The organism is Bradyrhizobium sp. IC3123, from assembly GCF_020193625.1.
Taxonomy (GTDB): domain Bacteria; phylum Pseudomonadota; class Alphaproteobacteria; order Rhizobiales; family Xanthobacteraceae; genus Bradyrhizobium; species Bradyrhizobium yuanmingense.
Window position 1 is genome coordinate 267,755 of sequence record NZ_JADYVF010000001.1, and the last position, 26,828, is coordinate 294,582.

Genomic DNA, 26,828 nt, shown 5'->3' on the forward strand with positions numbered 1-26,828 from the left:
GAGTCTGAAAGCGAACTGAAGGTCCGATCCTGGTTGGTCATAGTTGGCATCGGCAGGGGGGCGAGAGCAGCTCATCAGCAGCATCCCTCCATTTTGAGAGTAGGGGCACTGGTTTCCCGGTGCGGCCCGCACCCGGGAGCTTCTGAGAGTCTTCAATCCAACATCTGGTTTCGCGTGAAAGGATGGAATGACGATGCATGATGCCAATGTGAAAGCCGAGACGAATGCCACTCCCGCGGGTGGGAATGGTGGTGCAAGGCTCAAGTTCGACGTGCCGTTTTTCAATATCCAGGAGATCTTCGGTGATCTTGCCGAGCAGGGCGCCGCGCGGGCCAAGGCAAATCTCGAGCAGATGAAGGCGGCTTCCGAGGAGATCACCGACGCTTTCCGCGAAGTCTGTGCGACCAATGCCACGCGTGCCGCCGACTACGGCACCAAGGTCATCGAAATATCGAAAATCAATACCAGCTCCACCCTGGAATTCCTGTCCCAACTGGCCGATGCGAGGTCGTTTGCGGATGTCGTGAACCTCTCCACCACCCACAGCCGCAGGACCTTTGAAATGGCTTCCGGGCATAACCGGGAGCTTTGGGACCTTGCTCAGAAGGTTGCGACCGAGACGGCCGAGCCGATCAAGAAGAGCTTCAACCGGGTTCTGCACAGGGCAGCTTGAATCGAGGCTATCGGCCGCGTGAATCGGCGGACGAGCGTCTTCGCCAGAAGAGACGCCGTCCGGCTGATGGCGGCGACGCCCTTCCGTGAAGGGATGCCGAGCTGGAGGAAATCAGATGGGTATGGTGATGATCAAGTGCCCGGAAACGGGCCGAGCCATTTCGACCGGCATCGAGATGGACCGCGAACGATTTCGGTGCAGTGCAGTGTTCTTCTCTCGCACCTATTGCGAGATGTGTGCGGCAACGCACGAGTGGTTTGCCAAGGAGGCCTGGGTCTACGAAACGGGAAGTCCGGGGGTAGGCAGTCGTTCCGCGCGGGGGCGGCGTGAAGAAGCAGCCTGACGGCGTCCTGCGAAGCAATCCGATCAATTTGCCCGGGGACGGGCATTACGTCGCGGCGAGGTCGCGCAGCATGTAGGTCGCGCCGTCGCCGTAGGATGCGAGCTTTGCGTGCAACTCGGCGTCCGCCGTCACGGTCCGAAAGCCGACGCGTTCCCATAACGGCGGCGTGCCGTAGACCGAGACCAGCGCGAGCGTTCTGATGCGTGATGCACGCGCCAGCTTCTCGATATCACCGACATAAGCGCGCACGCCGCCGCCGCGGAACTCCGGCAATACGGCGACGTCGTGGATGTAGAGACAGTCGGCGCGATCGGGCAATGCTTGCAGAAAGCCGTCGAGCGGCGGAATTCGGTACCGCATCCAGGGATGTGCCAGTCCGTAGCCGATGATGCCCTGGTCCGTATCGAGCACGCCGCAGCCCTCCGGGCAAAGCCTGATCTTCTCCGCCAGCACCTCTTCGCGTTCGGGCAACGCCGGATGGATGCGTGCCGCAATCGCGCTTATCGCAGGAAGGTCGGAGGCGCGCGCGGGACGCCAATGCGGCTTGCTCATGTCGATCCGTCGTTCCGTGGTGTCCTTCCAATCTATTCCGCCGCGGCGCTGCGCGCAGCGGGAAAGATCCTGGCGGTCGTTATCGCGGATATTCCAGCTGCATCGCCACGAAGTCGGCCGTGCGTGCTCCATAGCGCGTCTCGATCGCGCGCAGCGTTTCGTCCAGCGCCCGCGCCGGCGGCGAGGCGCCGGAATCCGGCACAGCCTGCTCCGCCGGCCAGCTCCCGGCAATGCGGTCCGGCAGGATGCGAAGACCGCTGCGGCTGGTCCGCGCCTCTGCCGTGGCGGCGAAGGTGAGGGCGCGCGAGCGGTAGGTGCGCGACCACGCATCGGCGATCAGGGCGAGCGAGACCTCGTCGACATCAGGCGTCAACGCGATGCCGAGTTGCTCGCGCTTCCAGAATGCGAGCGTGTTTGCGATCGCCGTCAGCGCGAAGGGGCGTGTGAAGCTGAACGCGTCGCTGCGGTGGCGTGCGTCCCATCGCGCAAGGCCGATGTCGCCGGCGACCGCCTCGGCCTTGGCGCGGCCGGCGATCGCCTCGATCAAGGTGAGGGCCATCGGCATGGATGCGGTGATGCCAGTGGTCGTCGCGACGCCCTGGTCGACGACCAGCCTGCGGTCCGCCGCGTAGCGGATCGTCGAATGCTTCTTCAGATCGCCCACGGAATACCAATGCGTCGTGGCCCGCTTGCCGTCGAGCAGCCCGGTGTTGGCAACAACCGTGGCACCGACGCACACGCCGATCACAATCGCGCCCTTGCCGGCTTGGCTCCTGATCCAGTGCAAGACCGTTGCGTCGTCGTCGCGGCTCATCGCCGGCACGATGACGTAGTCGGCGCCATCGGGGTGCGCGGCATCGAACTCGGCGATGGTCGCATGCGGCTGCACCTTGAGGGCGGGATAGAGCGTGACGGGCCCTGGCTGCGTCGACAAGGTGAGGACGTCGGCAATGTCGGCGCGGGCGAGAATGCCGTAGGGCATCAGGTAATCGGTGGTCTCGCTCATGTCGTTGATGCCGACGATGGCGATCAAGGGTCGCTTGCGTTTCGGCGGTTTCAGCGCCGCCAGGGTCGATTCGGTTTCGTCTCTGGAAATCGCAGGCGCGGTTCCCGAGGCTGGCGCGGCTGGCAGCAGGAGCAGCCAGGTCGCGCCGATCCCTGCCAGCAATGTCATGCCGCCGAGGGCAGTCCACGCCAGATTGCGCCAGCTCATCATGATGTCACCCGCTCGTCTCACGCGGCGCGGAAGCTATCCGGTCGCATCGACGTCAGGAATGACGCAAATCCGGCAAAAACGGTCACGCTGCGCGACGATCCATCGCAGGATCGCCGCACGTCTGCAGGGGCTCTATCGCAGCCCCTCATACACCATCAGCCCGCGCGCGATCTGCAATTTGCGGATGGCGCGCGGCAGGAGTTTCTCCGGCTGGTGCAGGTAGCGCCAGGAAGTGAGGGTGAAGGCGGACAACGTGCCGCATTCGTCGTCGAACGGCGCGAGCACGCCGGTGACGCTGACCGGCGTATGCGGGCGGGCGTTGAAGGGCAGCAGCAGGAGCTCCAGATGCGCCTTGCTGCCGTCCTCGCGCGCGGCGGTGACGCCGGCGATCGCGCCCAGCGTCTCGTCGGCGACGATCGTCGTGATCTCCTCGATCTCGCTGCGGCTTGCTTCTGTGAACAGCGCCGCAAAGCTGCGGTCCTTGAGGTCGGTTCCTGCGAGCGCGCAGACGCGCGTGCCGGCGACGCGGAACGGGAAGCCGAGGTTCGGCTCGCAGGACAACACGAAGATGTCGCCGAGCAGGCCGCGGACCGCGGCCGGGTCGATGTCGGCCCGGTCAGGAGCCCGTGCAGTGCCGCGCTTCTTGTCCCAATACGCGAAGAACGCGCGGCTCGACGGATGTTTCATGACTGAACGCTCGCCCCGGGGTGCAACCTCGAAGGGACAGACTTGTCCCGCTTCAGTGCACCCGCGATCCCTTCTGTTGTTGTGCAGGAGGGGATTTGCAGCGTCCATGCCGCCGGCGCGTTTTCAGGCTTCTTGGGCCGGCCTTTACGCCGTTAACGTTAAATTAACTATGAGCTTCGTGCCGGCCGCGCGCCTGCTATGGTGACCGCGGTCGCAAGCCTCGCCGCTTTTCTCCAGGTTCTCGGCGGGGCCTGTACAGGGCGTCAAACAGTTTGGTCACGGGCCGCGGGAGGCGGTGGGGATACGCCTTGTCTCTCCGGCCACCGGAAGACCGACACGGACAGGCAGGGCTTCGGCCCTGCCTTTTCCTTTTGTGCACTTGCGCAGGGACGGCAAAGGCGCCTATCTCCAAGTCTGTCGCCCCGATGTCGCCCGAAAGCGAAGCTGCCTTGGATTCCCCGCAAGATTCGTCGCCGCAAGGTCCTGAGCCGGGCCCGCCGGCCGTCGTGGAGGCTCCGCGCGAGCCGATCCTGACGCTGCCTCCGGCGCTGACCGCCTATATCCTGCTGCTGGCGGTGATCCATCTGCACGTGCTGCTACCGCCCGAGCTCGAGAACTGGACCATCGACGTCTTCGGCTTCATCCCGAAGCGCTACGATTCCTCGCTGCTCAATCTGCAGATCCCGGGCGGGGCGGGGGCGAAGGTCTGGACCTTCGTCACCTATTCGCTGCTGCACGCCAATCTCACCCATCTCGGCTTCAACGTGCTGTGGCTCTTGCCGTTCGGCAGCGCGTTGGCGCGGCGTTTCGGCACCGTCAGGTTCTTCGTCTTCCTGGCCGTGACGGCGGCGGCCGGCGCGCTCGCCCATCTCATCACCCATGAGCATGCGGTGGCGCCGATGATCGGCGCCTCGGCCTCGGTGTCGGGCGCGATGGCGGCCGCAATCCGCTTTGCCTTCGTCCGCGGCAGCTTCCTGTCGTTCAGCCGATCGGATGCCGATACCGCCGCGAAAGTTCCGGCGCTGCCGCTGTCGCGCGCGCTACGCGACGGGCGGGTGGTCGGCTTCCTCGCCGTTTGGTTCGGCATCAACATCATCTTCGGCGTGGGCGCGATCGGGGTCGATGCGGAAACCACGAGCGTGGCCTGGCAGGCGCATATCGGCGGCTTCTTCGCCGGCCTGTTGTTGTTCGCGCTGTTCGATCCCGTGCCGCGCGTGCGAAGCGATGCTGCGGATGCGTCATCACGGGACGTTTCAGACCGTATCTGAAGCGGCGCTTGCGACGCGGCCCGAATTCATCCATCATTCCCGCGAAGAATGTTCCGAAGCGACACGTCCTTAGCGGCGATGCTTCGCAAAGCGCACGAGCGTGAAACCGGCGCTGTAACTGTTAGTTGAAGACTCGCGAACAAGTCCGAACCGCCAAAGGCGGACGGCTCGGATTCAGGGAGGCGACGATGACGGTACGTTCCATTCTGAACACCAAGGGCCACCAGATCATGAGCGTCGAGCCCGACGCCAAGCTGGCGGACGCGATCAAGCTGCTGGCTGAGAAGAAGATCGGCGCGGTGCTGGTGATGAGCCAGAGCCGGCTCGAGGGCATCCTGTCGGAGCGCGACATTGTGCGCGTGCTCGGCGAGCGCGGCGCCGGCGTGCTGGAGGCGCCGGTCTCGGAGGTGATGACCCGCAAGGTCGTGACCTGCAAGGAGACCGACACCGTCGCCGAGCTCATGGAGATGATGACGACCGGCAAGTTCCGTCATCTGCCCGTGATCGACAACGGCAAGGTGGTCGGCCTGATCTCGATCGGCGACATCGTCAAGCGCCGCGTCCAGGAATACGAGAGCGAGCAGGAAGCCCTGCGCGACTACATCAAGACTGCCTGATCAGGCCAAGTCTCCCGCTTTCGGCTCGTCCGCTTTCGGCGCGATGCCCGCGGGCGCCGGCGCCAGCACGTGGATCGCCTCCTGGATGGACTCCAGTGCACGCTCCGCAGCGCGCGTGCCATGTGCGATCAGGTCTTCGGAGCGGTGGAAGTCGAACCAGCCGAACTGACCGACCCGCGGCGTGATCAGCATGTCGGGCGGATCGCCGGCGAGACGGGCGCGGGTGATGCGGTCCTGCATGATGTTGAAGGCGTCCACCATCACCGAGGAGATGCCGGGCCGGCCGTTACCGCCGAAGAACTCGCGCTTCATCGTCTTCTCGGGCGAGAACAGGCGCGGGAAGCGCCGCTTCGCCGTCGGCTCCTCGGCCACCGGTACGACCGGGGCGGGCACTGCGCCGTGCGAATAGATCGTGGTGGAATGGGTGAAGATGTCGCTGGAAAGATTTGCGGCGATGACGATTTCGGCGCCGAGCGCGCGGGCGGCCGAGACCGGTACCGGGTTCACCAGCGCGCCGTCGACCAGCCAGCGGTCGCCGATCAGCACGGGCGCGAAGATGCCGGGCAGGGCGTAGGACGCGCGCATGGCATCGACCACGCGGCCGCGCGTCAGCCAGATCTCGTGGCCGGTGCGAACCTCGGTCGCGACGCTCGCGAACTTGATGGGCAGGTCCTCGATCAGGATCTGCCCGATCGCCTCCTCGAGCCGGGTCGCGAGCTTCTCGCCACCGAGCAGGCCGGAGCCGTTGAGACGGATATCGAGATAGCCGAGAATGTTGCGCATCCCTTGCAGGCTGCGTCCCCATTCCTCGAACGTATCGAGCCGGCCGGCCGCGTGGAGGCCGCCGACCACGGCGCCGATGGACGTGCCGACCACGACATCGGGCACGATTCCATTGGCAATCAGGGTCCTCAGGATTCCGATATGGGCAAAGCCGCGCGCCGCGCCGCCGCCGAGGGCAAGGCCGATCACCGGCCGGCGGATGCTGCCCAGGCCAACTTTTTCGCCGACTTTTTCGCCCACTTTCTCGCCGTTCGAGCCGTTCGCGCCCCGGCCTTTCAATCTGTCCAGCACCGAAACTCTCCTACGCCGGGCCAGCCCGCATCGTCAGACTAGGCATCGCACTTGCGCTTCGCCATATCAGGCGCGAAGCATGGTTTATGCCGCTTTGGAAAGGGCACGGGGCAGGAATATGGCGAGGGCCGGTTGCCACGGGACTAATCACGCAGCCGTCAAGCCGGTTCCACCGAAGGTCCAGGGCCGTATTTCCTGGGGTTTCAGAGGCTTGAATTTGCCGCGTTTTCGGTGAAAAGCAGGAAGCATGACACGCGGGGGTGACGGCATCGGCGGATGGCGGCGCAGCAGCAGGCTGCTGCCGGCGCTCGTCCTTGCCGTATGCCTCTTTACTTCCGGCCGAAATGCCGCCCAGGCGCAGCTTTTCTCGGATCGTCCGCCGCCGGTACCGCCGGCCTCGGTGCCCGACCCAGGCAACGCTGTCAGCCTGGCGCCGCCCTCCGGGCTGGGCGCGGGACCGCCAAGCCTGCCGCCGACCCTGATGCAGCCGGCGACCCCGAGCATGCCACCGCCCGCTGTCTCGACCGTGCCGCCCGCCGCCCCGCTGAATGCGGCCGTGCCCGGACAGGGCGTGCTGTCGCTGACGGCGAAGTACGGCAAGGACTCGGCCCCGATCACCAGCGGCCTGGTCTGGCGCGTGTTTGCCGACCGGCCCGACGAGAACGGCACCTTCAAGCTGATCCGCGAGGACCGCAGCGGGACGCCGAACATCGTGCTGCCGCCCGGCAATTATGTCGTCCACGTCGCCTTCGGCCTCGTCAGCGCGGTGCGCACCGTCAGCCTGAAGTCCGAGACCAATCGCGAATCCTTCGTGCTGCCGGCCGGCGGCCTGCGCATCGAGGGCCGCGTCGGCACCAGCCGCATTCCGCAGAACCAGATCTCATTCGCGATCTACAAGGGCAGCCAGTTCGAATCCGGCGAGCGCGCTTCCCTGGTGCCGAACGTCGCCGCCGGCGACGTCGTGCTGATCCCGGAGGGCACCTATTACATCGTCTCCAACTACGGCGATGCCAATTCGGTGGTGCGCTCGGACATCCGCGTCCAGGCCGGCAAGCTCACCGACGTCACCATCACCCACCGCGCCGCCGTCATCACGCTCAAGCTGGTCAGCGACAGGGGCGGCGAGGCGCTCGCCAACACCGCCTGGTCGGTGCTGACCCCCGGCGGCGACGTCATCAAGGAATCGATCGGCGCGTTCCCGCGCGTCGTGCTGTCCGAAGGCGAGTACCGCGCCATCGCCAAGAACGAGGGCAAGGTCTACGAGCGCGGATTCAACGTCGTCAACGGCGTCGACGGCGAAGTCGAGGTCATCGCGCGCTAAGGGCAGCCGGCGGCGAGAGGCTCCGGCACGACGATTCTCATCGCGCGCACGGATGTGCATCTTCTGTTACCGTCACCGTCAGTGGGTTTCTGCCAGGTAACCTCGGACCCCTCTCTGTGTTCTGTTGTGAACACTGGTAGCGTCATCATTACGTGCAGGGGCCAGCAAACACCGGCGGCATCGGCTTATTCCAGCAGCAGCGCGTCTTGCTTACGATCGTGGACGGTACGTATTTCCGATAATCAATTTTATTCTCTTTCCATCCTGCTGCGCTATATGTCTGGCGTCCGTCCAACGGGGGAAGCCGGAGCAGGCTCATGCCTTGCAGGACCGGCATGGAGCAGGGGACCAGGCTTGTCGACATGTTCGAAGTGATCCTCACCAGGCGCAAGCGGTTCGGCTGGCGGTGGCAGGTGTGCGACCAGTCCGGCAAGATATTTGCCGACGGCTTCGAGCGCACGCGCCCGTCCGCCAAATATCAGGGCGAACGCGCGTTGTTCTTCCTGCTGTCCCAGGCCTATTTGCGCAACCGCTCGGCGGCCTCCAGCGAGGATTAGCGGGGTAGGCCACCATCCCTTGCGTTGCCCGACGGGCAAAACACGCGAGCGCTAGGTCAACGCACGCGGCCCAAATATTTCGCTTTGCCGAAATTCGGAAATCGCGTATGTCTCGCGCAACCCGGCCCAAGGAAGAGGGGCGTATCGCGATCGTCACGAACGCGGGCCGGGGGGCGGTGGACGCTGATGGCGTTGGCGCGAAAGGGTTTGCAGGGCGGAGAGCCGTGAGCAAAGACCTCGCGCATACGACCAGTGTCATCGGCGGACGGCAAAATCGTGTGGTCCTGGCGCCCGGGGTCTGTGCGCCAAGTCTTGCGGTGATGTGGTTGCCCGACCGGGCGATGCGCGTCAGCCATCCGCAAGGCGACGGGGGCAATAGTGCATCGCTCCCCGGGGAGAGCACGACATAAGCCGTAAAGCCACTGCGCAGGGAAGGCCGGATGTTTGGCTTCACCTGTATGCCGCTGTGCAAATTCTTCGTTGCCACCTTTCGCACAGTGGACCGTGGGTGCCCGGCCGGCACCCGGTCTTCCCTGCGCCCTCTTTCAATTATGAGGGTGAGCGAGAAGCAAAGCTCGGGCGAAATGCGCCGCGAGGATGCGGCAGCGTGCCTGCGAGTCACGCGAATTGGAGAGACGCGGTGTCGCAACTTGCTCCGTCATTGCGAGCACAGCGAAGCAATCCAGGAATGCATCCGCGGAAGATTCTGGATTGCTTCGCTGCGCTCGCAATGACGGTGTTGAGGCAGGTGCGCGCCAAAGCTCCGCTCTCGTGCCCCGGCTCTGCGCCGCACCGCTTACGCGTCACGTCCGGGACACGAGAGCAGCTTCGCGCAACCGTCACAGTCTCTAACGCCCACTAACCAACACCTGACTTAAAACTGTCATAATCGCTGAATGGAACCCGCGCCTGCGCGCTTTTTACACGTCGTTAAGCGCGCCTGCATTGGATGCGGCGGGAAAGTGCGTTGGGGACTGCAATGACTGCCGCGAAGAAGATGCCGGGAAAACCGGCCGCCGAAATGTTCGACGACATCCCGGTGCTTCAGCGCAAATGGCGTGCGGCGTTGAAGCCGGGCGAGCGGTTGCCGCGTTACGAGGACGTCATGCTCGGCAGTCTCGGACGGCTCGCCGACCACATCGCGCTCTTAAAGAACGATGGCGTGCTCGAACTGTCGCGCAGCGGACGCTACGTGCAGAAATGGCTCGGCGAGGAGCGCTGGGACATTCCCCTAGCCGAGCTGTCGCCCGATTGCGCCACGGCGCTGTCGGAAGCGGCGGCGAGCGCGCTGGCGGCCGGACGGCCGCACCGGGCGAGCGCGCATTGCGTGCGCGACGGCATGGTCAGGACCTACGACGTGCTGGCGCTGCCGACGTCCTCGCGCTGGGGCGCGACGCTGATCGGCGCCTATGTCAACGAGCGCGGCGCGCAATACAATCTCCTCGACGCCATCTTTTCCGCGACCGACGACGCCGTGGTCTCCCTGGCGACGCTGCGCGATGCCGCCGGCAAGCCGTTCGACTTTCAGGTCGTGCACCACAACAAGAGCGCGGGTGAGCTGCTGAAGGTTGCAGGCGCAAGCCTGTTGTGGCGGCGGATCGGTGAGGGCGGCACGCTGCTGGCTTTGCCCGAGGTGATGGAATTCCTGCTCAAGGCCGTTGCGGGCAGCCGCTGCGAGCAGCTCGAGCTGGAGAGCGAGGGGCGCTACCTCAGGCTCAGCGCCACGGCCTTTGCCGACGTGGTCTCGCTGACCATCTCCGATGTCACTGACCTGAAGCGGCGCGATGCTTCGTTCCGCCTCCTGTTCGACAACAATCCAATGCCGATGTGGGTGTTCGACGCAGAGACCAAGGAGTTCCTCAGCGTCAACGACGCCGCGGTCCAGCACTACGGCTACAGCCGCGCGACCTTCCTGCGCATGAAGCTGCACGAGATATGGCCGGAGGACGAGTGGGACAGCCACGCCGCGGCGCTGGAGCGCCTCGGCGACGCCTACCACTCCTCGCGCAATTGGCGACACTTGCGCGCCGACGGCAGCGAGATCGAGGTGCTCACCTTCGGCCGTCGCGTCGCCTTCGACGAGCGCGACGGCTATCTGGTGGCGGTGGTCGACATCACCGAACGACGCAAGGCCGAAGCGCGCATCGCCTATATGGCGCATCATGACGGGCTCACCGACCTGCCGAACCGCGAACACTTCCAGGAGCGCCTGAAGCAGGCGCTGGACCAGGCCGCGGGAAAACGGGTCGGCGTGCTCTACATCGATCTCGACCTGTTCAAGAACATCAACGATTCGTTCGGTCATCCGGTGGGCGATCGCCTGTTGAAGCAGCTCGCCGAGCGCCTGACCATAGCGGTCCGCGGCACCAATCTCGCCGCGCGGCTCGGCGGCGATGAGTTCGCCGTCATCTTGGCTGCCGACGTCTCGCCGAACGAGGCCAGCGCCTGTGCCTCCCTGCTGATCGACATGCTCAAGGCGCCTTACGACGTCGACGGACAGGAGATGGTGATCGGCGCCAGCATCGGCATCGCGCTGTCGCCGGGCGATGGCACCACGCCTGAAGAGTTGATGCGCAATGCCGACATGGCGCTGTACCGGGCCAAGGCCGACGGCGGCGGCGTGCACCACTTCTTCGAGCGTGAGATGGACCTCCAGGCGCAGAGGCGTCGCGACATGGAGCTGGATCTGCGCCGGGCGTTCGCCAACGGCGAGTTCGAGCTGCACTATCAACCGCTGGTGTCGATCGCCTCCGACCGCATCTCCGGCTTCGAGTCGCTGCTGCGCTGGCGTCATCCGGACAAGGGCATGATCTCGCCCGCGGAGTTCATCCCCGTCGCCGAAGACATCGGCCTGATCACCCAGCTCGGCGAATGGGTGCTGCGCGAAGCCTGCACCGAGGCGGTAAAATGGCCCGTCGACGTCAAGGTCGCCGTCAACCTGTCGCCGGCACAATTCCGCAGCCGCAACCTGGTCCAGGTCGTGATCTCGGCCCTAGCGCAGTCCGGCCTGTCGCCGAAGCGGCTCGAGCTCGAGATCACCGAGTCGATTTTCCTGGCCGAGACCGACGCCAATGTCGCCACCTTGCACCAGTTGCGCGAGCTCGGCGTCGGCATTTCCATGGACGATTTCGGCACCGGCTATTCCAGCCTGAGCTATCTCCGCAGCTTTCCGTTCGACAAGATCAAGATCGACCGCTCCTTCGTCAAGGATCTGGCTGAGCGGCCCGACTGCGGTGCGATCGTGCGCGCGATCTCGGGTTTGGGGCGCAGCCTCAACATCACCACGACCGCGGAGGGCGTGGAGACCGAGGATCAGCTCGACTGGCTGCGCGCCGAAGGCTGCAACGAGGTGCAGGGATTTCTGTTCAGCGCCGCGCGGCCAGCGGCCGAGCTCGGAAAGCTCCTCGCCGATTTCGGCCAGCGCACCTCACGGGCGGCGTAACGCGGGCGGATAGCAATCGTAGACCAGCGCCTTGAACGCGGGGGTGATGCGGCCGCGCTCGTTCTGGGTCTGCTGCATCATGACGTAGACCATGTCGAGCTTGGGATCGACGCCGAAATAGGTGCCGCTCCCCGAGTCCCATTTCAATTCGCCGAGCGAGCCCGGCGGCGGCGGTTTTGCATTGCCGGGATCGGTGCGCACCGCAAGGCCGTAGCCGTAGCCGAAGCCGTCGCCTGGAAAATAGAAATAGTCGCGTCCGACGCCGGAGCCCGGCCCGATCTGATCGGTCGTCATGGCCTTGAACGCGGCGGGGCTGAGATAGCGCCTGCCCTCGAGCTCGCCGCCGTTGAGCAGCATCTGCGAGAAGCGCTGATAGTCGGTGATGGTCGAGAGCAGGCCGCCGCCGCCCGACTGCCATTCTGGATGGTCCAGGCGGTCGCGCTCGCCGGCGAGCAGGATTGTGTCACTCGGCAGCGGCCGCGCCATCCGCGCCAGCTCGTCCTCGGTCGCGAGCGTAAATTTGGTGCTGTTCATGCCGAGCGGATCGAAGATGCGTGCTTTCAGGAAGTCGTACAGCGTCTGGCCCGAGATGATCTCGATGACGCTGCCGAGCACGTCGGTGGAATGGCCGTAGCGCCACAGCGTTCCGGGCTGCCGCGCCAGCGGCAGCTTGGCGATGCGATCGGCGAATTCCCTGTTGTCGAAATGGCCCGCGAAAATGTTGGCCATCTTGTAGGCGTGCTCGACCCATTCGCTGCCGATGTAATCGTAGCTGATGCCCGAAGTATGCCGCAGCAGATCCTCGATGTTGACGGGGCGGTCCGGTGGGTCGAGGTCCAGCTCGACCGTGCCGTTGGGCAGGGTCACCTCGCGGCCCACCTTGGTCCCGGCGAACAGCGGGACGTATTTCGAGACGGGGTCGGTCAGCGCGAGCTTGCCCTCGTCGATCAGCATCATCGCGCCAAGGCACGTGATCGGCTTGGTCATGGAATGGATGGCGAAGATCGTGTCCGGCGTCATCGCGACGCCGCTCCTGGTGTCGCGCACGCCGAAGCACTTCAGGTAGACCGGCTTGCCGTGCTGCTGAACGAGGATCACCGCGCCCGGCAGCCGGCCGCTTGCCACCTCATTGTCGAAGTACGCCGTGATGCGGTCGAGGCCGTCGGGCGAGGGGGCGGGGATGTCCGCGGCCCGGCTTCGCGCCATCGTGCCGGCGAGCATCGCGGCCCCGACCAGAAATTCACGGCGTCTCATCCGCACCTTCCTCCCTCGGCGGGATCAAAGCCGCAAGAGGCTCGATGCGTCAACACAACATCGATTAAAATCGCGTCACGATGTCCGAAAGTGACGGGCGCGGACGGTCCTCGTTCGGCTTGGTCGGCGTGCCGATATGAATGAAGCCGGCGAGCTTCTCATCCGGCTTGAGGCCGAGGCCGTCGAGCACGTCGCGGTCGAAAGAGAACCAGCCGGTCAGCCAGCAGGCGCCGTAGCCGAGTGCGGTGGCGGCGGTGACGATGTTCATGGCGCTGGCGCCCGCCGACAATTCCTGCTCGAACGCCGGCACCTTCGGATGCGGCTTGGTGAAGCTGACGATGCCGATCACCAGCGGTGCGTCCATTAGGCGCTTGCGCTCGGTCTCGACGTCGGCCGCCGGCGCCCCCGGATTCTTCCTGGCGAAGACCCGCGCGATCACCTCGCCGGCACGTAGCCGGGCCTCGCCCTCGAAGATGATGAAGCGCCAGGGCGCGAGCTTGCCGTGATCGGGCACGCGCGCCCCGATGGTGAGGATGGTCTCGAGCTCGGCCGCCGACGGGCCGGGCCCCGTCATCTCGCGCGGCTTGACCGAGCGGCGGGTCTTCAGGAGTTCGATGGCATCGGGCACTGCGATATCCTCTTCAAATGGTCGGCGGGCGTGCCATGCCGAGATAAGCATGCACGCCCGCAACCGGAAGCGAATTTAGATCGATTTCAGGATCAAGCGGCGCCGCGCATTCGCTTCACATCCGGCGGCGTCGCCTCGTCGACCAGGGCGGCGATCGCCTCGGCCGTGGTCATCACCTTCTGGCCGTCGCTGCCGAGCCGGCGGACCGAGACCGAATGCGTCTCAGCCTCTTTTTTGCCGACCACAAGCAGGGCCGGGATCTTGGCCAGCGAGTGCTCACGGACCTTGTAGTTGATCTTTTCGTTGCGCAGGTCGATCTCGACCCGAAGCCCGGCGCGCCGCGCCTGCTCCAGCACCACCTTGGCGTATTCGTCGCCTTCCGAGGTGATGGTGGTGACAACCGCCTGCACCGGCGAGAGCCAGAGCGGGAAGTTGCCGGCATAGTGCTCGATCAGGATGCCGATATAGCGCTCCATCGAGCCGCAGATCGCGCGGTGCACCATCACCGGCGGTTTCTTGCCGCCGTCATGGTCGATGTAGAAGGCGCCGAACCGCTCCGGCAGGTTGAAGTCGACCTGCGTGGTGCCGCACTGCCAGTCGCGACCGATGGCATCGCGCAGAACGTATTCGAACTTCGGCCCATAGAACGCGCCTTCGCCCGGATTGATCTCGGTCTTGATGTGATTGTTCTGCGACTGGATCTCGCGCAGCACCGTCGCCATTACGCGCTCGGCGTGATCCCACATCGCATCGGTGCCGACGCGTTTCTCCGGCCGGGTCGAGAGCTTCACCGTGAGGTCGCCGGTGAAGCCGAAATCGGCATAGGTCGACAGGATCAGATCGTTGATCTTCAGGCACTCCTCGGCGAGCTGATCCTCGGTGCAGAAGATGTGCGCGTCGTCCTGGGTGAAGCCGCGCACGCGCATCAGGCCGTGCATGGCGCCGGAGGGCTCGTAGCGGTGCACCACGCCGAACTCAGCGAGGCGCAAGGGCAGGTCCCGATAGCTCTTCAGGCCGTGCTTGAAGATCTGGACGTGGCCAGGGCAGTTCATCGGCTTGAGCGCAAACCAGCGCTTGTCCTCGGCCTCGTCGCCGGCCGATTGCGCCGCGAACATGTTCTCGCGATACCAGCCCCAATGGCCCGAGGTCTCCCACAGCACCTTGTCGAGGATCTGCGGCGCGTTGACCTCGTTGTAGTCGCCGGAGAGGCGCCGGCGCATATAGGCGATCAGCTGCTGGAAGATGGTCCAGCCTTTCGGATGCCAGAACACGACGCCCGGACCTTCCTCCTGGAAGTGGAAGAGGTCGAGCTCGCGCCCGAGCTTGCGATGGTCGCGCTTCTCGGCTTCCTCGATCTGCTTCAGGTAAGCGTCGAGGTCCTCCTGCTTGGCGAAGGCTGTGCCGTAAATGCGCGTCAGCATCGGGTTGTTGGAATCGCCGCGCCAATAAGCGCCGGCCACCTTCATCAGCTTGAAGGCGCCTCCGACCTTGCCGGTCGAGGTCATGTGCGGGCCGCGGCAGAGGTCGAACCAGTCGCCCTGGTAGTAGATCTTGATCGGCTCGGTGCCGGGAATCGCGTCGACCAGCTCGACCTTGAAGGCCTCGCCCTTGTCGCGGAACACCTGCTTGGTCTTTTCGCGGTCCCAGACTTCCTTGGTGAAAGGCTTGTCGCGCGCGATGATCTCGCGCATCTTCTTCTCGATCGCGGCAAAGTCTTCCGGCGTGAACGGCTCGTTGCGGAAGAAGTCGTAATAGAAGCCGTTCTCGATCACAGGGCCGATCGTGACCTGGGTTCCCGGCCACAGCGTCTGCACCGCTTCGGCCAGCACGTGTGCGCAGTCGTGCCGGATCAATTCGAGCGCGCGCGGGTCGTCGCGATTGACGAATTCGATTCCAGCGTCGGCCTCGATCGGATCGTTGAGATCGGCAAGCGCGCCGTCGAGCGCCATGGCGACCGTGCGCTTGGCCAGCGACGGCGAGATGCCCTTGGCGATATCGAGGCCGGTGATGCCCTTGTCGAACTGGCGCTTGGCGCCGTCGGGGAAGGTGAGGGTGACTTTGGCGGCGGGGGTCACGGGCTTCAAATTGGAGAGGCTGTACTGGAAGCCGGACTCGGATTTGGGCTGGTCGGACATTGCTTTTCTCCTGGGGCTCACTCCTGCGAACGAGCGCAGGTAAGCGGGAACGAGCGATATATCAGGCGATTCGGCCTGCGCAATCCGGCATTTCCAAGAAAGTGGCGCGCAAATCCGGGGGCGGAGCCCGCAACTATTTGACGTTGTACCCTTTAACCGGTCGCAGGCCGCCGCTACATGCGTTTGCATGAAAAGCGCCCCAGCCGCCGGCCGTTTCGCGCCAACCGCCCTGATGCTCGGCAATCTCGTGACCGGCTGCTCGGTGTTGGCACCGGCGGGCATGCTGCCGGAATTGTCGGCGGGGCTCGGGATCAGCATCCACGCGGCCGGGCTCCTGATCACCTTCGGCGCGGTGACGCTGTGCGTCGGCTCGCCGCTGACGGCGTGGCTGACCAGCCGCATCGAACGGCGGATCCTGCTCGCCACGACGCTGGCGGTGCTCGCACTCGGCAATCTCGCCTCCGCGCTTGCGCCCGATTACACCAGCCTGCTGATCATTCGGCTCGCCATGCTCGCAGTCGGCTCGCTCTATACGCCGCAGGCGGCCGGCACGGCTGCGCTGATCGTGCCGGCGGAACGGCGCGGCAGCACCATTGCGTACCTCTTCCTCGGCTGGTCGCTCGCAGCCGCCGTCGGCCTGCCGCTCATCACCTTTATCGCCAGCCGCTACGGCTGGCGCGCGGCCTATGGCGGGGTCGGCGCGCTCAGCTGCGTCAGCTTGCTGCTGTTGCTGCTGCGTCTGCCGGCGGGCCTGCAGGGCGCACCGGTCGATCTGAAGACATGGGCCGCCGTCGGCCGAAGCAGGACGATCCTGCTGCTGCTCGCGATCACGATGCTGCAAATGTCGGGGCAGTTCGTCGTGTTCACCTATATGGGCCCGCTGCTCAACAAGCTCACTGGCGCCGGCCCCGATGCGATCGGCTTGGTCTTCGCGCTGTACGGGATCTGCGGCTTCCTCGGCGTCGTCGTCGCCACCCGCATCGTCGACACTGCGGGGCCCTATCGCACCTCGTTGCTGTTCACCTGCCTGCTGCTTGCCGGGATAAGCGGGTGGGCCCTCGGCGCCGGCTCGCTCGTCATGATGGCGGGCGCGGTGACGATCTGGGGCCTTGGCTTCGCCTCGACCAATTCGATGCAGCAGGTGCGGCTGGTCGCGGCTGCGCCGCCGCTGGCGTCGGCCACCGTCGCCCTCAACACATCCGTCCTCTATATCGGCCAGGCGGTCGGCTCCGCGGTCGGCGGCTTGCTGTTCGCCCGCGAGCTCCTGCACACGCTCGGCTTCGTCGCGGTCGGTTTCGTCGTGCTGGCACTGATCCTGGTGGTCGTGACCCGGCCCAGGCGGGCGGCTGCCGCCACCGCCTGAACGCAGCAGGTCGTGCGCGCAAGGCGCTTGGCAAACCTCGCGCGGGAGCGGTAGAAGGCCGGCGTGGGGATCAAAGAGAGTTGACTGAGATGAGGATGATTCTGGCGGTTGCCGCGGTGCTCTATTCAGCCTCCGCATTTGCGCAGACCGAGAAGCCACCCATGGTGGGGGACAAGCCGCTGGTGCAGGTCAAGCCGAAAGGCGCCAAGGAGGCTGTCGCCGCTCCAAAGGGCAAGCCGCAATCGATCGCGGTCCGCCTCCAGACCTGCCTCGACATCGACGACGGCACCAAGGATCGCCTCAACTGCTACGACGCGGTGATCCCGCCGGCGCCGAAGCCGAAGCCGGCCAAGGCCAAGGGCTATGCCGACTGCCGCTTCTTCAAGGAAGAGGACGAGCGGCTGGCCTGCTTCAACGGCTTTGCCGAGAGCATTCCGAAGCTGCCCAGGAACTGATATTGGGAACTGATATCCCGGCTAGGGATTTGTGGAGGCGACGCGCGTCAGCGCGAGCGACGGCGTCGCCGCCATCTTCACCAGCACGTCCTTGAGCGGATCGCGCGTCCAAGCGCGCGTGACGTAGTCGCGATGGGTGATGCCCTCGCCGGTCTCCACGAACACCACGCTGCCGGGTCGTAGCGGCCCGTCCATGTCCTCGGCGACGCTGATGCCCTTCTGGCGGAGCATGCTCATCAGCTCGCGGTCGCGCCGCGCGGTGTGGCGGGTGTAGGCGCTGACGAAGAAGCCGGAACGGTGGTTCTCGATCCAGGACGCGAATTTGTCCATCTCGCCATAGACCGCATCGAGCAGCACCACGCCGCGCACGCGGTCGCTGATGCCGCCGACCTCGAGGCTCCACGCCGTCGGCAGGAAGCCGCCGCTATAGCCGACGATCACGATCGGCATGTTGGCGAAGGCGCGCGCGCTGTTGGGATCGCCGGTGAGGCGCGCAAGATGGTCGGCCGATTCCGCCATGAAGCGCTTGAAGCCGCCCGGCTGCCAGAATTTTCCGGCGCTGGAATCGGCGGCGTCGACCGCCATCTGCGGCGCGAGCAGGATCGCATTGGCGCCGGAATCGGTGACCTGTTTCGGCACCATCTGCCGGTCGCGGACGTCGCGCTCGAGCGTTGCGCCATTGCCGTGGAAGAACACCACGATCACGCCCGGCTTGCGCAGGTCGAAATGCTCGGGCACGTGCACCAGCACGCGGCTGTCGCTGTAGGTCTCGTCCTGCCAGTAGACGCGGCCGGAATAGCTGCGGTGGCCGCGGCGGTCGCCCTTGGAGATGTTGAGGAAGGGCGCGTCGGAGGCGGGGTTGTTGCCGAAGTAGGGAAAGGCCGACGACTTCATGCTGACGAGTGTCGTCAGATCCTCGCGGGCGGGGCGCTTGTACGGCACTTGCGGCTCGAGCGAGGCCACCTTGTAGGACGCCTGCTCCGGCTGAGACTGCACGGCGCGCTTGGGCGAGAAGTCCGACATCTGCCGCTGCAGGAAGCTCTCACTCGCCGAGGGAAAGCGCTCCTTAAACTGCGGGGCAGGGAAGCGATCCTCGAACCTGTCGCCGCTTGCCACGCGCGCGTTCGAGCTCTGCGAATTGGTCTTGGCGACCACCTGGACATTCGCCTGGGAGTTCGCCGCCAGCGCCGCCGGATCCGGCGCCTTGCCGCATTGAACCAGCGTCAGCGACAACGGCACCATGACTGAGATTAGACCGGCCCGGAGCGCACGATCATGCCGACCGGACATTGTCCGATCGGCACGATCATCAGCTCTCAGTTTAGGAGCGGCCCCGGCCATCCACCCATGACCCCAAAGTCACGACCCAAGTCTTACGTCCCAGGTCACACGTCCAAGTCACACGTCCATCGGCAAACTTGAAACAATTGAGCCGACTGGCGTTTAGGCGACGTTAAGCGTCCGGAGAAACTTCCCCACATCCGGAACGCTCGAAAGGACCATGCAATCGTGTCCTGATTGTGGGGGAGCGGAACGGACAATCCCGGGTGCATCCAGAGACATCGTCCAAAGAAGCGCCTAGGCGGTGGTCAGGTACCTACCTCCGTTGCCTCATTTAACCCTTGTTAACCCTGCTTGAATTGACTGGGCCAAAGTGCACGATCGGCCATTAGGCGAAGCGCCTGAGGTTAAGGACCCCGATGACGGCATCAGATGCGGGTACCCCGCCCTGGACGGACCGGCTGACCGGGAGGGGGGCCGGGGTCTCCGTTCCGGTCGCCACCGCCATCGTCGTCGCCGACATGATCGGGGTCGGCGTCTTCACCAGCCTCGGCTTCCAGGTCAAGGACATCCCGTCCGGCTTCTCGATCCTGCTGCTCTGGACGGTCGGCGGCGTCGTCGCGCTGTGCGGTGTGTTCGCGTACAGCGAGTTGGGCGCGATGTTTCCGCGCTCGAGCGGCGAGTACAATTTCCTCGGCCGTGCCTATCACCCGGCCTTCGGCTTCCTCGCCGGCTGGGTGTCGGCCACGGTCGGCTTCGCGGCGCCGGTCGCGCTCGCCGCGATGGCGTTCGGGGAATATGCCAAGTCGGTCGTACCCGATCTGCCGGCGATTCCGCTCGCCATCGGCGTGGTGTGGCTGGTTTCGCTGGTGCAACTGACCGGCGTCAGGCACTCATCCACGTTCCAGTTGATCTCGACCGTCCTCAAGGTCGTGCTGATCGTCGGCTTCCTGGTCGCCGGCTTCGTCATCGCCGTGCCGCAGCCGATCAGCTTCACGCCGCAGCCCGGCGATATCGCTCACATCGTCAGCGCGCCGTTCGCCATCGGGCTCGTCTTCGTGATGTATTCGTTCTCGGGCTGGAATGCCGCCACCTACATCATCGGCGAGATGAAGACGCCGCAACGGAACCTGCCGCGCGCGCTGCTCGCGGGCACGCTGATCGTGCTCGTGCTGTATGTCGCGCTGAACGCGGTATTTCTCCATTCGGCGCCGGTCAGCGCGCTCGCCGGCCAGCTCGACGTCGCCAGTGTCGCCGGCACGGCGATCTTCGGCACCCTCGGCGGTCGGATCGTCGGCGCCATGATTTGCTTCGGTCTGATCTCTTCGATCAGCGCGATGATGTGGATCGGGCCGCGCGTGATGATGACGATGGGGGAGGACATTCCCGCCTTGCGCGTTTTCTCCAAGCGGTCCGTGAGCGGCGCGCCGGCCTATGCCATCCTGTTCCAACTGGCCATCGCCAATCTTCTGTTGTTCACGCGCAGCTTCGAGGCGGTGCTCGATTTCATCCAGTTCGCGCTGTTGTTCTGCTCGTTCTTCACGGTCGCAGGCGTCATCAAGCTGCGTATCACCGATCCCGATCTGCCGCGGCCCTATCGCACCTGGGGATACCCGTTCACGCCGCTCGTGTTTCTGCTCGTGACCGCGTTCATGATGTACTACCTTCTGACGGAGCGGCCGCTTCAGTCGCTGTCGGGAATGCTCGTCATGCTCTCCGGCCTTTTGATTTACGCTGTTTTCCGCAGGCGGCCCGTCGTCGCTGCCGCATCACCGCATCGCGAATAGACATGCTCCGCCCCCTGAGAATTGCGGCCGTTGCTTTCGTCCTCCTGGCTGCGGCCGTCTCGTCCGCGCGTGCCGCAGACGTCACCTTCGATGACACGGCGCGCTTCCTTGCGGGCATGCAGCCTTCGGCGGACTCGCCGCTGGTGCCGCTCACCAGGGACCCGGCCTGGCAGCGTCACGCCAAATTCTTCGACGGCGCCTTCGCTCAGCTCGAGCAGCGTCAGCTCTCGAAGATCCGCAGCTGGGCCGACCTCAATCTGGCCGCGCCCCGACCGACCATGTTCTATTTGTTCAGCGGCCCCGATTTCCTCTACGCCAACACCTTCTATCCCAAAGCCAGCACCTACGTGCTCGGCGCGCTGGAGCCGGTCGGCGCGGTCCCCGATTTGACGCGGCTGCCGCGCGGTTCGGTCGGCGCTGCGCTCTATAACGTCGAACGCTCGCTTGGCTCGATCCTGAGCTTCTCGTTCTTCATCACCAAGCAGATGAAGGTCGACCTGAGCGCCAACCAGGTCAACGGCACCCTGCCGATCCTCTATGTCTTCCTCGCCCGCTCCGGCAAGACCATCCGCAACGTCGAGATGGTCGCGCTCGACGACAAGGGCGGGCTACATGTCGGCGGCGACAATCCCGGACGGAACGCGACGCGCGGCGTCCGCATCAGCTTTGCCGGCAGCGACGGGGAAGCGCGTACGCTGTATTATTTCGCAACCGACCTCTCAAATTCCGGCGCACGTGCCACGGGCTTCCTGAAATTCTGCGAGACGCTCGGGCCCGGCAACAGCCTGCTCAAGAGTGCGTCCTACCTGTTGCACTCCGGCAATTTCACCGTCGCACGCGACTGGTTGCTCGCCAACAGCGCCACCATCATCCAGGACGATTCCGGCATTCCGCTTGCGAACTACAATGCGCGGCAATGGCGGTTCTTCCCGTTCGGCCGCTATCTCGGCCCCATCGACGAATTCCCCGGCCGCTACCAGGAGCGCTACGCCGAGCTGTTCACGCGCGCCCAGCCGATCGATTTCGGCGTCGGCTATCGCTGGCGCATGCGTGAATCGAATTTGCTGCTGGCGGTGAAGGTGCCGGGCAGCGAGACCGCACCGGCTGCAGAGACCACTTCGGCCGCCGAGCCGGCGCCAAAGGCGCCGCGCCCGAAGCGGCTACGACCGCCGGAGTCGATCCCTCCGTCACAGGGACGGTTCTACTGGTTCCGGTGACTACCAATGCACGCTCTGGCTCGGCACGATGAACGTCGTCGTGCTCGGCTGTGTTGCAAGGCTCCTCTCAAGATACCAGCCTGAGCCGAGGACGAGCGCAAGCAAAGCGATGATGGCGAGCAGGTCGATGGTTCTTGGATCGTGTGCCCTGTGATCGAGATTCGGACCGGGCTTGACGTGATGCGGGCTGATTTTCCAGCGCATTGTTGTTTCCTCCCGTGGGGAGCATCAAGACAACGCGGGCGGAAAGTCTAAGGTTCCGGTCAGGGCGGCGCTGTTCAGAGCACCGCAGGTCAGGACGCGTTAACTCCGCGCCAGCGGCCATAGCGCCAGGGGAGATACCAGCGTGCGCCTTTGGGCGCCGTGAGAGGCACGTTGTCGATGCCGGACGTGCCGAAGGGATGGCAACGGAGCAGGCGCGCGAGCGTCATCCAGCCGCCGGCCCACAGCCCGAACCGTTCGATTGCCTCATCGCCATAGACGGAGCAGGTCGGCAGGTGCCGGCAATTGTAACCGACCAGAGGTGACAGCGTGTGGCGATACAGCCAGATCAGTGCACGGCCGAATCTGCGCGGCAGCCGGAGCACACCATCGACGGAACTGGAACAATGCTCGCAAGCTGAATGCTTCATGTGCGTTGTGCTGCGATGTTGAGCGAAGCTTTGCCCGGTTCCGATGCAGGGAACCATAAGTTATTGTTTCCACGCCATATTTTGCGTGTTTTTTGGGAGCAGTGCAGCAAGAATCTGTGGACGATCTGTATTCGCCCGGATACCATTTTTATGACGGTCGTGTGTAGAAACATACGCCTGTATGATGGACTCAGGTAGCGCCACCGGGGATTGTTTGGGGACCTTGGGGCTTTGGGGCTTGGGGAAGGAACCAGATTGAGACTTCTGAACTCCCTTAAACTTCGCGGCTGGTTGCTGGTGGGAACCGCCGTCTGCGGAGTCGCGCTGGCTGGCGCTGTCGCAACATTCGGATCGTCGGCCCGCGCCGGCGCTGCCCTCGAAGAGCGCAAGCTGCCGATGAAGTTCAGCTGGGTCGCCTGCGAGCCGAACTGCCGCGGCTGGATCAGCGCGGTCGGCATCATCACCGCCGATACGCCCAAAGAATTCGAAGAGTTTTCGCGCGGCCGCCAGCTCGGCGGCGCCACCGTAGTGCTCGATTCCAGCGGCGGCTCCGTCAATGACGCGATCACGCTCGGCCGGCGCTTCCGCAATCTCGGGCTTTTGACCACGGTCGGCGTGAGCCTCCGCGGCGGGCCGTCGACACGGCCGGCCGTCGCGCCGGAAGCGTATTGCGAATCCATGTGCGCCTTCCTGCTGCTGGCCGGCAAGAAGCGTTACGTGCCGGAAGCCGCTCATGTCCGGGTTCACCAGATCTGGATGGGCGACCGCGCCGATGATGCCAAGGCGGCGAGCTATAGCGCGCAGGACCTGATGATCGTGGAGCGCGACATCGGCCGCCTCGCCAAATACACCTTCGATATGGGTGGCGCCGGGGATCTGTTGTCGCTTGCGCTCAGCGTCCCGCCTTGGGAGGACCTGCACGAGCTCGATGCCGGCGAGCTCAAGCTCACCAATCTGGTTACGACCGATCTCGTGGCTGACGTGCTCCCGCACGTGGATATCTCGGCGCCGGCAATGGCGGAGCTTGCACCGAAGACGCAGGCGAGGTTCGGCGCGGAACCGGAGCAGGCTTCCAAGTCGACCAAGACGGCGGAAGCCCTGGTGCCGACCGGTAGTGTTGCCACACCGGCTGCTGCGGCGGCGCCGAAGTAAGCTCTTAAATCTCGGTAGTCATCCCGGGGCGCGCGTCAGCGCGAACCTTGGTGAGCAAGTGCGTACCTGGGGTGCGCAAGTTCGCCCGGAATGACGGAGAGGGGGTCAGCCTTGCGCTGCGGCCGGCTGCTTGGTTCTGGCCTCGATCTGGCCGATGGCATCAACCACGGCATCGAAGGTGAGAAGCGTCGAGGCATGGCGCGCCTTGTAGTCGCGGACCGGCTCGAGGAACTTGATCTCCTCCCATTTTCCTTGAGGAGGCGCACCATTCTCCTTCAGCATCTTGCGAACGGTTTCGCGTAACTCACGGAGTTCGCTCGCAGTCGAGCCGACTACGTGACTTGCCATGATGGATGAAGAGGCCTGGCCCAAAGCGCAGGCCTTCACGTCATGGGCGAAGTCGGTGACGGTATCCCCGTTCATCTTGAGATCGACCTTCACGGTCGAGCCGCACAGCTTGGAATGGGCGGTGGCGGAGGCATCGGGGTCCGCCAACCGTCCGAGCCGCGGAATATTCCCGGCCAGCTCGATGATCCGCTTGTTGTAAATGTCGTTCAGCATGTGATGGAGTCCAACGCGTCACACCCGCTTCCAAGCCGGATCGGCCTTGGCGGGCGCCGCCCACGGTCCTATATAGGGGCGGAACTGGTGGAAAAACAGTCCAGCGGAGCGGTGGCGGTGATCCAGATCTGCGCTGCCGGCTTTGTGACCTTGGGACTTTTGCACCGAAACTGTTCTGTTCAGGCGTCCGGCGGCTTGGCCGCCCCGTCTGCCGGTGACACTCCGGCCGTTAGGCCGTCGAACGGAGAAGATATGGACGCTGCAATCAAATCCATCCGCCCGGGTAAGCCCTCCGACCGGCAGCCCGAGAACCGCCCGGCCGAGCTTGATCCTGCCGAATTCCTCGCGGCCGCCGTCCGCGCCGACCAGCCGCGTCCCGCGCGCGCCGAGGCGGAAGCGGCGGTGAAGACGCTGCTCGCCTATATCGGCGAGAACACCGAGCGCGAGGGCCTGCTCGACACGCCGCGCCGCGTCGTCGAGGCTTTCGACGAGCTCTATCAGGGCTACCACCAGTGCCCGGCCGAGGTGCTCGACCGCACCTTCGGCGAGACGGCGGGCTATGACGATTTCGTCCTGGTGCGCGACATCGAGTTCACCTCGCAATGCGAGCACCACATGATGCCGTTCTACGGCAAGGCGCACATCGCCTATACGCCGGTGGAGCGCGTCGTCGGCCTGTCCAAGCTGGCCCGCCTGACCGACATTTTCGCCCGCCGGCTCCAGACCCAGGAGCACCTGACCGCGCAGATCGCCGCCGCGATCGACGAGGTCCTCAAGCCTCGCGGCGTTGCCGTGCTGATCGAGGCCGAACATACCTGCATGTCGGTGCGCGGCGTCGCCAAGCATGGCGCCTCTACTTTCACCAGCCGCTTCACCGGCATGTTCCGCGACAATCCGGCGGAGCAGGCCCGTTTCCTGTCCCTGGTGCGAGGCACGACGCGCTGACCTCGCGACAAACCGGCGAGAGTTGCTGTGTCCGCTCATTCCCATGAGATCGAGGAGGGCCTCGCCTTCCTGCCCAGATTTGATGCCGCTGGCCTCGTGACGGTCGTCGCCACCGACGTCGCCACCGGCGACGTGCTGATGGTCGCGCACATGAACGAGGAGGCGCTGCGCAAGACCATTGCGACCGGCGAAGCCTGGTATTTCAGCCGCTCGCGCAATGCGTTGTGGCGAAAAGGTGAGACGTCGGGTCAGACCCAGCGCGTGGTCGAGATGCGCACCGATTGCGATCAGGATGCGGTCTGGATCCGCATCGAGCAGATCGGCGCGGCCTGCCATACCGGCCGGCGGTCGTGCTTCTACCGCAAGGTCGAGGCCGAGGGCGGGGGAGCGAGATTGGTCTTCACTGAGGCGGACCGGCTGTTCGATCCGAACGACGTTTACAGGAAGTAGCAGCCTGTCATTCCGGGTTCGCGCTGTCGCATGCCCCGGAATGACGCGGAGCGTCAGTTAACCCCGCCTTAACCATACCTGTCCCACGGTGAGACGATGGGCGCCGAATTGCCGGCGTCGCTCAGCGCCGCGCGGGGCGGGCCCTCCACCATGTCGATCGACAGTTTCAGTGCCACGCAGACGGCCGGCCTTGATCCGTCGCGCGCGCGTGTCGCCGGTGCGATCAAGCAGGCCTCGAACGTCACAGGCGTCAGCTTCCAGTACATGCTGACCACGGCCAAGATGGAATCGGACTTCAATCCGACGGCCGCCGCCACCACCTCGTCCGCGCAGGGGCTCTACCAGTTCATCGACCAGACCTGGCTCGGTACGGTGAAGGAAGCGGGTGCCCAGCTCGGCTATGGCAGCTACGCCGACGCCATCACCAGGACGTCATCGGGGACCTACACCGTCGACGATCCCGTCAAGAAGCGGTCGATCATGAAGCTGCGCGACGATCCCGAAGCCGCTTCCGCCATGGCCGCGGCGCTGACGCAGTCGAACAGCTTCAAGCTCACCGGCCTGCTCGGGCGCAGGCCGAGCGACAGCGAACTCTACATGGCCCATTTCATGGGCGTCCGCGGCGCGGCGAAATTGATCGCCAATGCCGAGGACAATCCGCAAGCCGTCGGCGCGCGGCTGTTTCCCAACGCGGCGGCCGCCAACCGCCCGATCTTCTACGCCAAGGACGGCCGCGCCCGCAGCGTCTCCGAGGTCTATTCGGTCCTGGACAGCCGCTATGCCAGCGCGGCCAATTCAAAGGTAACCCGCAGCGCGATGGCGATGTATGGCGCCACGCCTTCGACCACGCAGGTCGCGAGTGCCAATGCAGTGGTGCCCACTGCGCCTGTCGTGGACAACGCCGCCTATCTCCAGACCTTCCCGAATGCCCGCACAGTGACGCCCGTCAGCGCGACGTCGTCGACACATGTCGCGGACAATCCGACGGGCACGCCGGTGTTTCGTTCGATCTATCAACCCGGCGATGCCACGCAGCCGGTCTCGACCACGGTGCAGAAACTATGGGGCAACAATGCCTCGCTCACCTCGGTCGCAGCGGCGACGCCGGACGTGCGGCCGCCGCAACCGCTCGATCTCTTCAGTGATCGCAGCGGCACGTTCTCGAGCTAGCCGAGATCTCGTGTCCCGGACGCGCTGCGGCGCAGAGCCAGGACCCAT

General features: G+C 64.9%; 26 protein-coding genes. 15 read left to right on the forward strand and 11 right to left on the reverse strand.

Annotated elements, in window-relative coordinates; all coding sequences use genetic code 11:
* Positions 1 to 187: 187 nt before the first annotated feature.
* On the forward strand, positions 188 to 673 hold the full coding sequence (locus tag I6F20_RS01390; protein WP_225124845.1) for a phasin: 486 nt from the start codon (positions 188 to 190) through the stop codon (positions 671 to 673).
* 115 nt (positions 674 to 788) lie between these two features.
* Positions 789 to 1,016 carry a hypothetical protein gene (locus I6F20_RS01395; protein WP_225115087.1) on the forward strand — a complete coding sequence of 76 codons (228 nt, stop codon included), beginning with the start codon at positions 789 to 791 and terminating at the stop codon, positions 1,014 to 1,016.
* A gap of 45 nt (positions 1,017 to 1,061) precedes the next feature.
* Here the strand turns inward: I6F20_RS01395 and I6F20_RS01400 are convergent, their stop codons facing one another.
* The 3 genes from I6F20_RS01400 to I6F20_RS01410 form a co-directional block, all read right to left on the reverse strand.
* On the reverse strand, positions 1,062 to 1,568 hold the full coding sequence (locus I6F20_RS01400; RefSeq protein ID WP_036015246.1) for a GNAT family N-acetyltransferase: 507 nt from the start codon (positions 1,566 to 1,568) through the stop codon (positions 1,062 to 1,064).
* A gap of 79 nt (positions 1,569 to 1,647) precedes the next feature.
* Positions 1,648 to 2,781, reverse strand: a complete 1,134-nt coding sequence (locus tag I6F20_RS01405) for a DJ-1/PfpI family protein (protein WP_036015286.1) — start codon at positions 2,779 to 2,781, stop codon at positions 1,648 to 1,650.
* Positions 2,782 to 2,916: 135 nt separating this feature from the next.
* Positions 2,917 to 3,471 carry a PAS domain-containing protein gene (locus I6F20_RS01410; protein ID WP_036029643.1) on the reverse strand — a complete coding sequence of 185 codons (555 nt, stop codon included), beginning with the start codon at positions 3,469 to 3,471 and terminating at the stop codon, positions 2,917 to 2,919.
* A 449-nt stretch (positions 3,472 to 3,920) separates the two neighbouring features.
* On the opposite strand from I6F20_RS01410, the gene I6F20_RS01415 reads away from it, so the two are divergent.
* The gene (locus I6F20_RS01415) at positions 3,921 to 4,739 is read left to right on the forward strand and encodes a rhomboid family intramembrane serine protease (protein ID WP_036015285.1); all 819 of its coding nucleotides are present in this window, start codon (positions 3,921 to 3,923) and stop codon (positions 4,737 to 4,739) included.
* Positions 4,740 to 4,927: 188 nt separating this feature from the next.
* Positions 4,928 to 5,356 (forward strand): CBS domain-containing protein, encoded by a 429-nt coding sequence (locus I6F20_RS01420; RefSeq protein ID WP_225124846.1) that lies wholly within the window; start codon positions 4,928 to 4,930, stop codon positions 5,354 to 5,356.
* On the opposite strand, the gene I6F20_RS01425 is transcribed toward I6F20_RS01420, so the two are convergent.
* Entirely contained in the window at positions 5,357 to 6,430 is a 1,074-nt protein-coding gene (locus I6F20_RS01425; RefSeq protein ID WP_036015237.1) for a patatin-like phospholipase family protein, read from the reverse strand.
* A 247-nt stretch (positions 6,431 to 6,677) separates the two neighbouring features.
* On the opposite strand from I6F20_RS01425, the gene I6F20_RS01430 reads away from it, so the two are divergent.
* The 3 genes from I6F20_RS01430 to I6F20_RS01440 all read left to right on the forward strand — a co-directional run bounded on the left by I6F20_RS01430 (position 6,678) and on the right by I6F20_RS01440 (position 11,750).
* Positions 6,678 to 7,751 (forward strand): RgsD C-terminal domain-containing protein, encoded by a 1,074-nt coding sequence (locus I6F20_RS01430; protein WP_109143309.1) that lies wholly within the window; start codon positions 6,678 to 6,680, stop codon positions 7,749 to 7,751.
* Between the two features lie 317 nt (positions 7,752 to 8,068).
* Positions 8,069 to 8,308 carry a hypothetical protein gene (locus I6F20_RS01435; protein WP_225115011.1) on the forward strand — a complete coding sequence of 80 codons (240 nt, stop codon included), beginning with the start codon at positions 8,069 to 8,071 and terminating at the stop codon, positions 8,306 to 8,308.
* 979 nt (positions 8,309 to 9,287) lie between these two features.
* Positions 9,288 to 11,750 carry a putative bifunctional diguanylate cyclase/phosphodiesterase gene (locus I6F20_RS01440; protein WP_225124847.1) on the forward strand — a complete coding sequence of 821 codons (2,463 nt, stop codon included), beginning with the start codon at positions 9,288 to 9,290 and terminating at the stop codon, positions 11,748 to 11,750.
* On the opposite strand, the gene I6F20_RS01445 is transcribed toward I6F20_RS01440, so the two are convergent.
* The 3 genes from I6F20_RS01445 to thrS form a co-directional block, all read right to left on the reverse strand.
* Positions 11,736 to 13,004, reverse strand: coding sequence for a serine hydrolase domain-containing protein (locus tag I6F20_RS01445; RefSeq protein ID WP_225124848.1), 1,269 nt, complete (start codon positions 13,002 to 13,004; stop codon positions 11,736 to 11,738). The genes I6F20_RS01440 and I6F20_RS01445 overlap by 15 nt on opposite strands.
* Positions 13,005 to 13,068: 64 nt before the next feature.
* Positions 13,069 to 13,632 carry a nitroreductase family protein gene (locus I6F20_RS01450; RefSeq protein ID WP_036010490.1) on the reverse strand — a complete coding sequence of 188 codons (564 nt, stop codon included), beginning with the start codon at positions 13,630 to 13,632 and terminating at the stop codon, positions 13,069 to 13,071.
* Positions 13,633 to 13,724: 92 nt separating this feature from the next.
* Positions 13,725 to 15,767, reverse strand: coding sequence for a threonine--tRNA ligase (thrS, locus tag I6F20_RS01455; RefSeq protein ID WP_225124849.1), 2,043 nt, complete (start codon positions 15,765 to 15,767; stop codon positions 13,725 to 13,727).
* Between the two features lie 187 nt (positions 15,768 to 15,954).
* Between thrS and I6F20_RS01460 the strand changes: the two genes are divergently transcribed.
* Together I6F20_RS01460 and I6F20_RS01465 are read left to right on the forward strand one after the other, a co-directional pair.
* Complete coding sequence (locus I6F20_RS01460; RefSeq protein WP_225124850.1) at positions 15,955 to 17,130, forward strand: MFS transporter; 1,176 nt, start codon at positions 15,955 to 15,957, stop codon at positions 17,128 to 17,130.
* An 89-nt stretch (positions 17,131 to 17,219) separates the two neighbouring features.
* Positions 17,220 to 17,585, forward strand: a complete 366-nt coding sequence (locus tag I6F20_RS01465; RefSeq protein WP_225124851.1) for a hypothetical protein — start codon at positions 17,220 to 17,222, stop codon at positions 17,583 to 17,585.
* A 21-nt stretch (positions 17,586 to 17,606) separates the two neighbouring features.
* Here the strand turns inward: I6F20_RS01465 and I6F20_RS01470 are convergent, their stop codons facing one another.
* The gene (locus I6F20_RS01470; protein WP_225124852.1) at positions 17,607 to 18,926 is read right to left on the reverse strand and encodes an alpha/beta hydrolase; all 1,320 of its coding nucleotides are present in this window, start codon (positions 18,924 to 18,926) and stop codon (positions 17,607 to 17,609) included.
* Positions 18,927 to 19,285: 359 nt separating this feature from the next.
* Between I6F20_RS01470 and I6F20_RS01475 the strand changes: the two genes are divergently transcribed.
* Positions 19,286 to 20,653, forward strand: a complete 1,368-nt coding sequence (locus tag I6F20_RS01475) for an APC family permease (protein ID WP_036027723.1) — start codon at positions 19,286 to 19,288, stop codon at positions 20,651 to 20,653.
* A 2-nt stretch (positions 20,654 to 20,655) separates the two neighbouring features.
* The gene (locus I6F20_RS01480) at positions 20,656 to 21,870 is read left to right on the forward strand and encodes a hypothetical protein (protein WP_225124853.1); all 1,215 of its coding nucleotides are present in this window, start codon (positions 20,656 to 20,658) and stop codon (positions 21,868 to 21,870) included.
* Here I6F20_RS01480 and I6F20_RS01485 read toward each other — a convergent pair whose 3' ends face one another.
* Complete coding sequence (locus I6F20_RS01485) at positions 21,871 to 22,074, reverse strand: hypothetical protein (protein WP_225124854.1); 204 nt, start codon at positions 22,072 to 22,074, stop codon at positions 21,871 to 21,873.
* A gap of 89 nt (positions 22,075 to 22,163) precedes the next feature.
* Positions 22,164 to 22,502: a membrane protein insertion efficiency factor YidD gene (gene yidD, locus I6F20_RS01490; RefSeq protein ID WP_036027721.1), complete on the reverse strand. Its 339-nt coding sequence runs from the start codon at positions 22,500 to 22,502 to the stop codon at positions 22,164 to 22,166.
* Positions 22,503 to 22,757: 255 nt separating this feature from the next.
* Here yidD and I6F20_RS01495 point away from each other — a divergent pair, with 255 nt between their 5' ends.
* Positions 22,758 to 23,654 (forward strand): COG3904 family protein, encoded by an 897-nt coding sequence (locus I6F20_RS01495; protein ID WP_036027720.1) that lies wholly within the window; start codon positions 22,758 to 22,760, stop codon positions 23,652 to 23,654.
* 105 nt (positions 23,655 to 23,759) lie between these two features.
* Here I6F20_RS01495 and I6F20_RS01500 read toward each other — a convergent pair whose 3' ends face one another.
* On the reverse strand, positions 23,760 to 24,215 hold the full coding sequence (locus tag I6F20_RS01500) for an iron-sulfur cluster assembly scaffold protein (protein ID WP_036044037.1): 456 nt from the start codon (positions 24,213 to 24,215) through the stop codon (positions 23,760 to 23,762).
* Between the two features lie 252 nt (positions 24,216 to 24,467).
* Here I6F20_RS01500 and folE point away from each other — a divergent pair, with 252 nt between their 5' ends.
* The 3 genes from folE to I6F20_RS01515 all read left to right on the forward strand — a co-directional run bounded on the left by folE (position 24,468) and on the right by I6F20_RS01515 (position 26,780).
* Positions 24,468 to 25,160 (forward strand): GTP cyclohydrolase I FolE, encoded by a 693-nt coding sequence (folE, locus tag I6F20_RS01505; RefSeq protein ID WP_036027718.1) that lies wholly within the window; start codon positions 24,468 to 24,470, stop codon positions 25,158 to 25,160.
* Between the two features lie 27 nt (positions 25,161 to 25,187).
* Positions 25,188 to 25,610, forward strand: coding sequence for a phosphoribosyl-AMP cyclohydrolase (hisI, locus tag I6F20_RS01510; RefSeq protein ID WP_128264665.1), 423 nt, complete (start codon positions 25,188 to 25,190; stop codon positions 25,608 to 25,610).
* 96 nt (positions 25,611 to 25,706) lie between these two features.
* Complete coding sequence (locus I6F20_RS01515; protein ID WP_225124856.1) at positions 25,707 to 26,780, forward strand: transglycosylase SLT domain-containing protein; 1,074 nt, start codon at positions 25,707 to 25,709, stop codon at positions 26,778 to 26,780.
* The last annotated feature ends 48 nt before the right edge of the window (positions 26,781 to 26,828 follow it).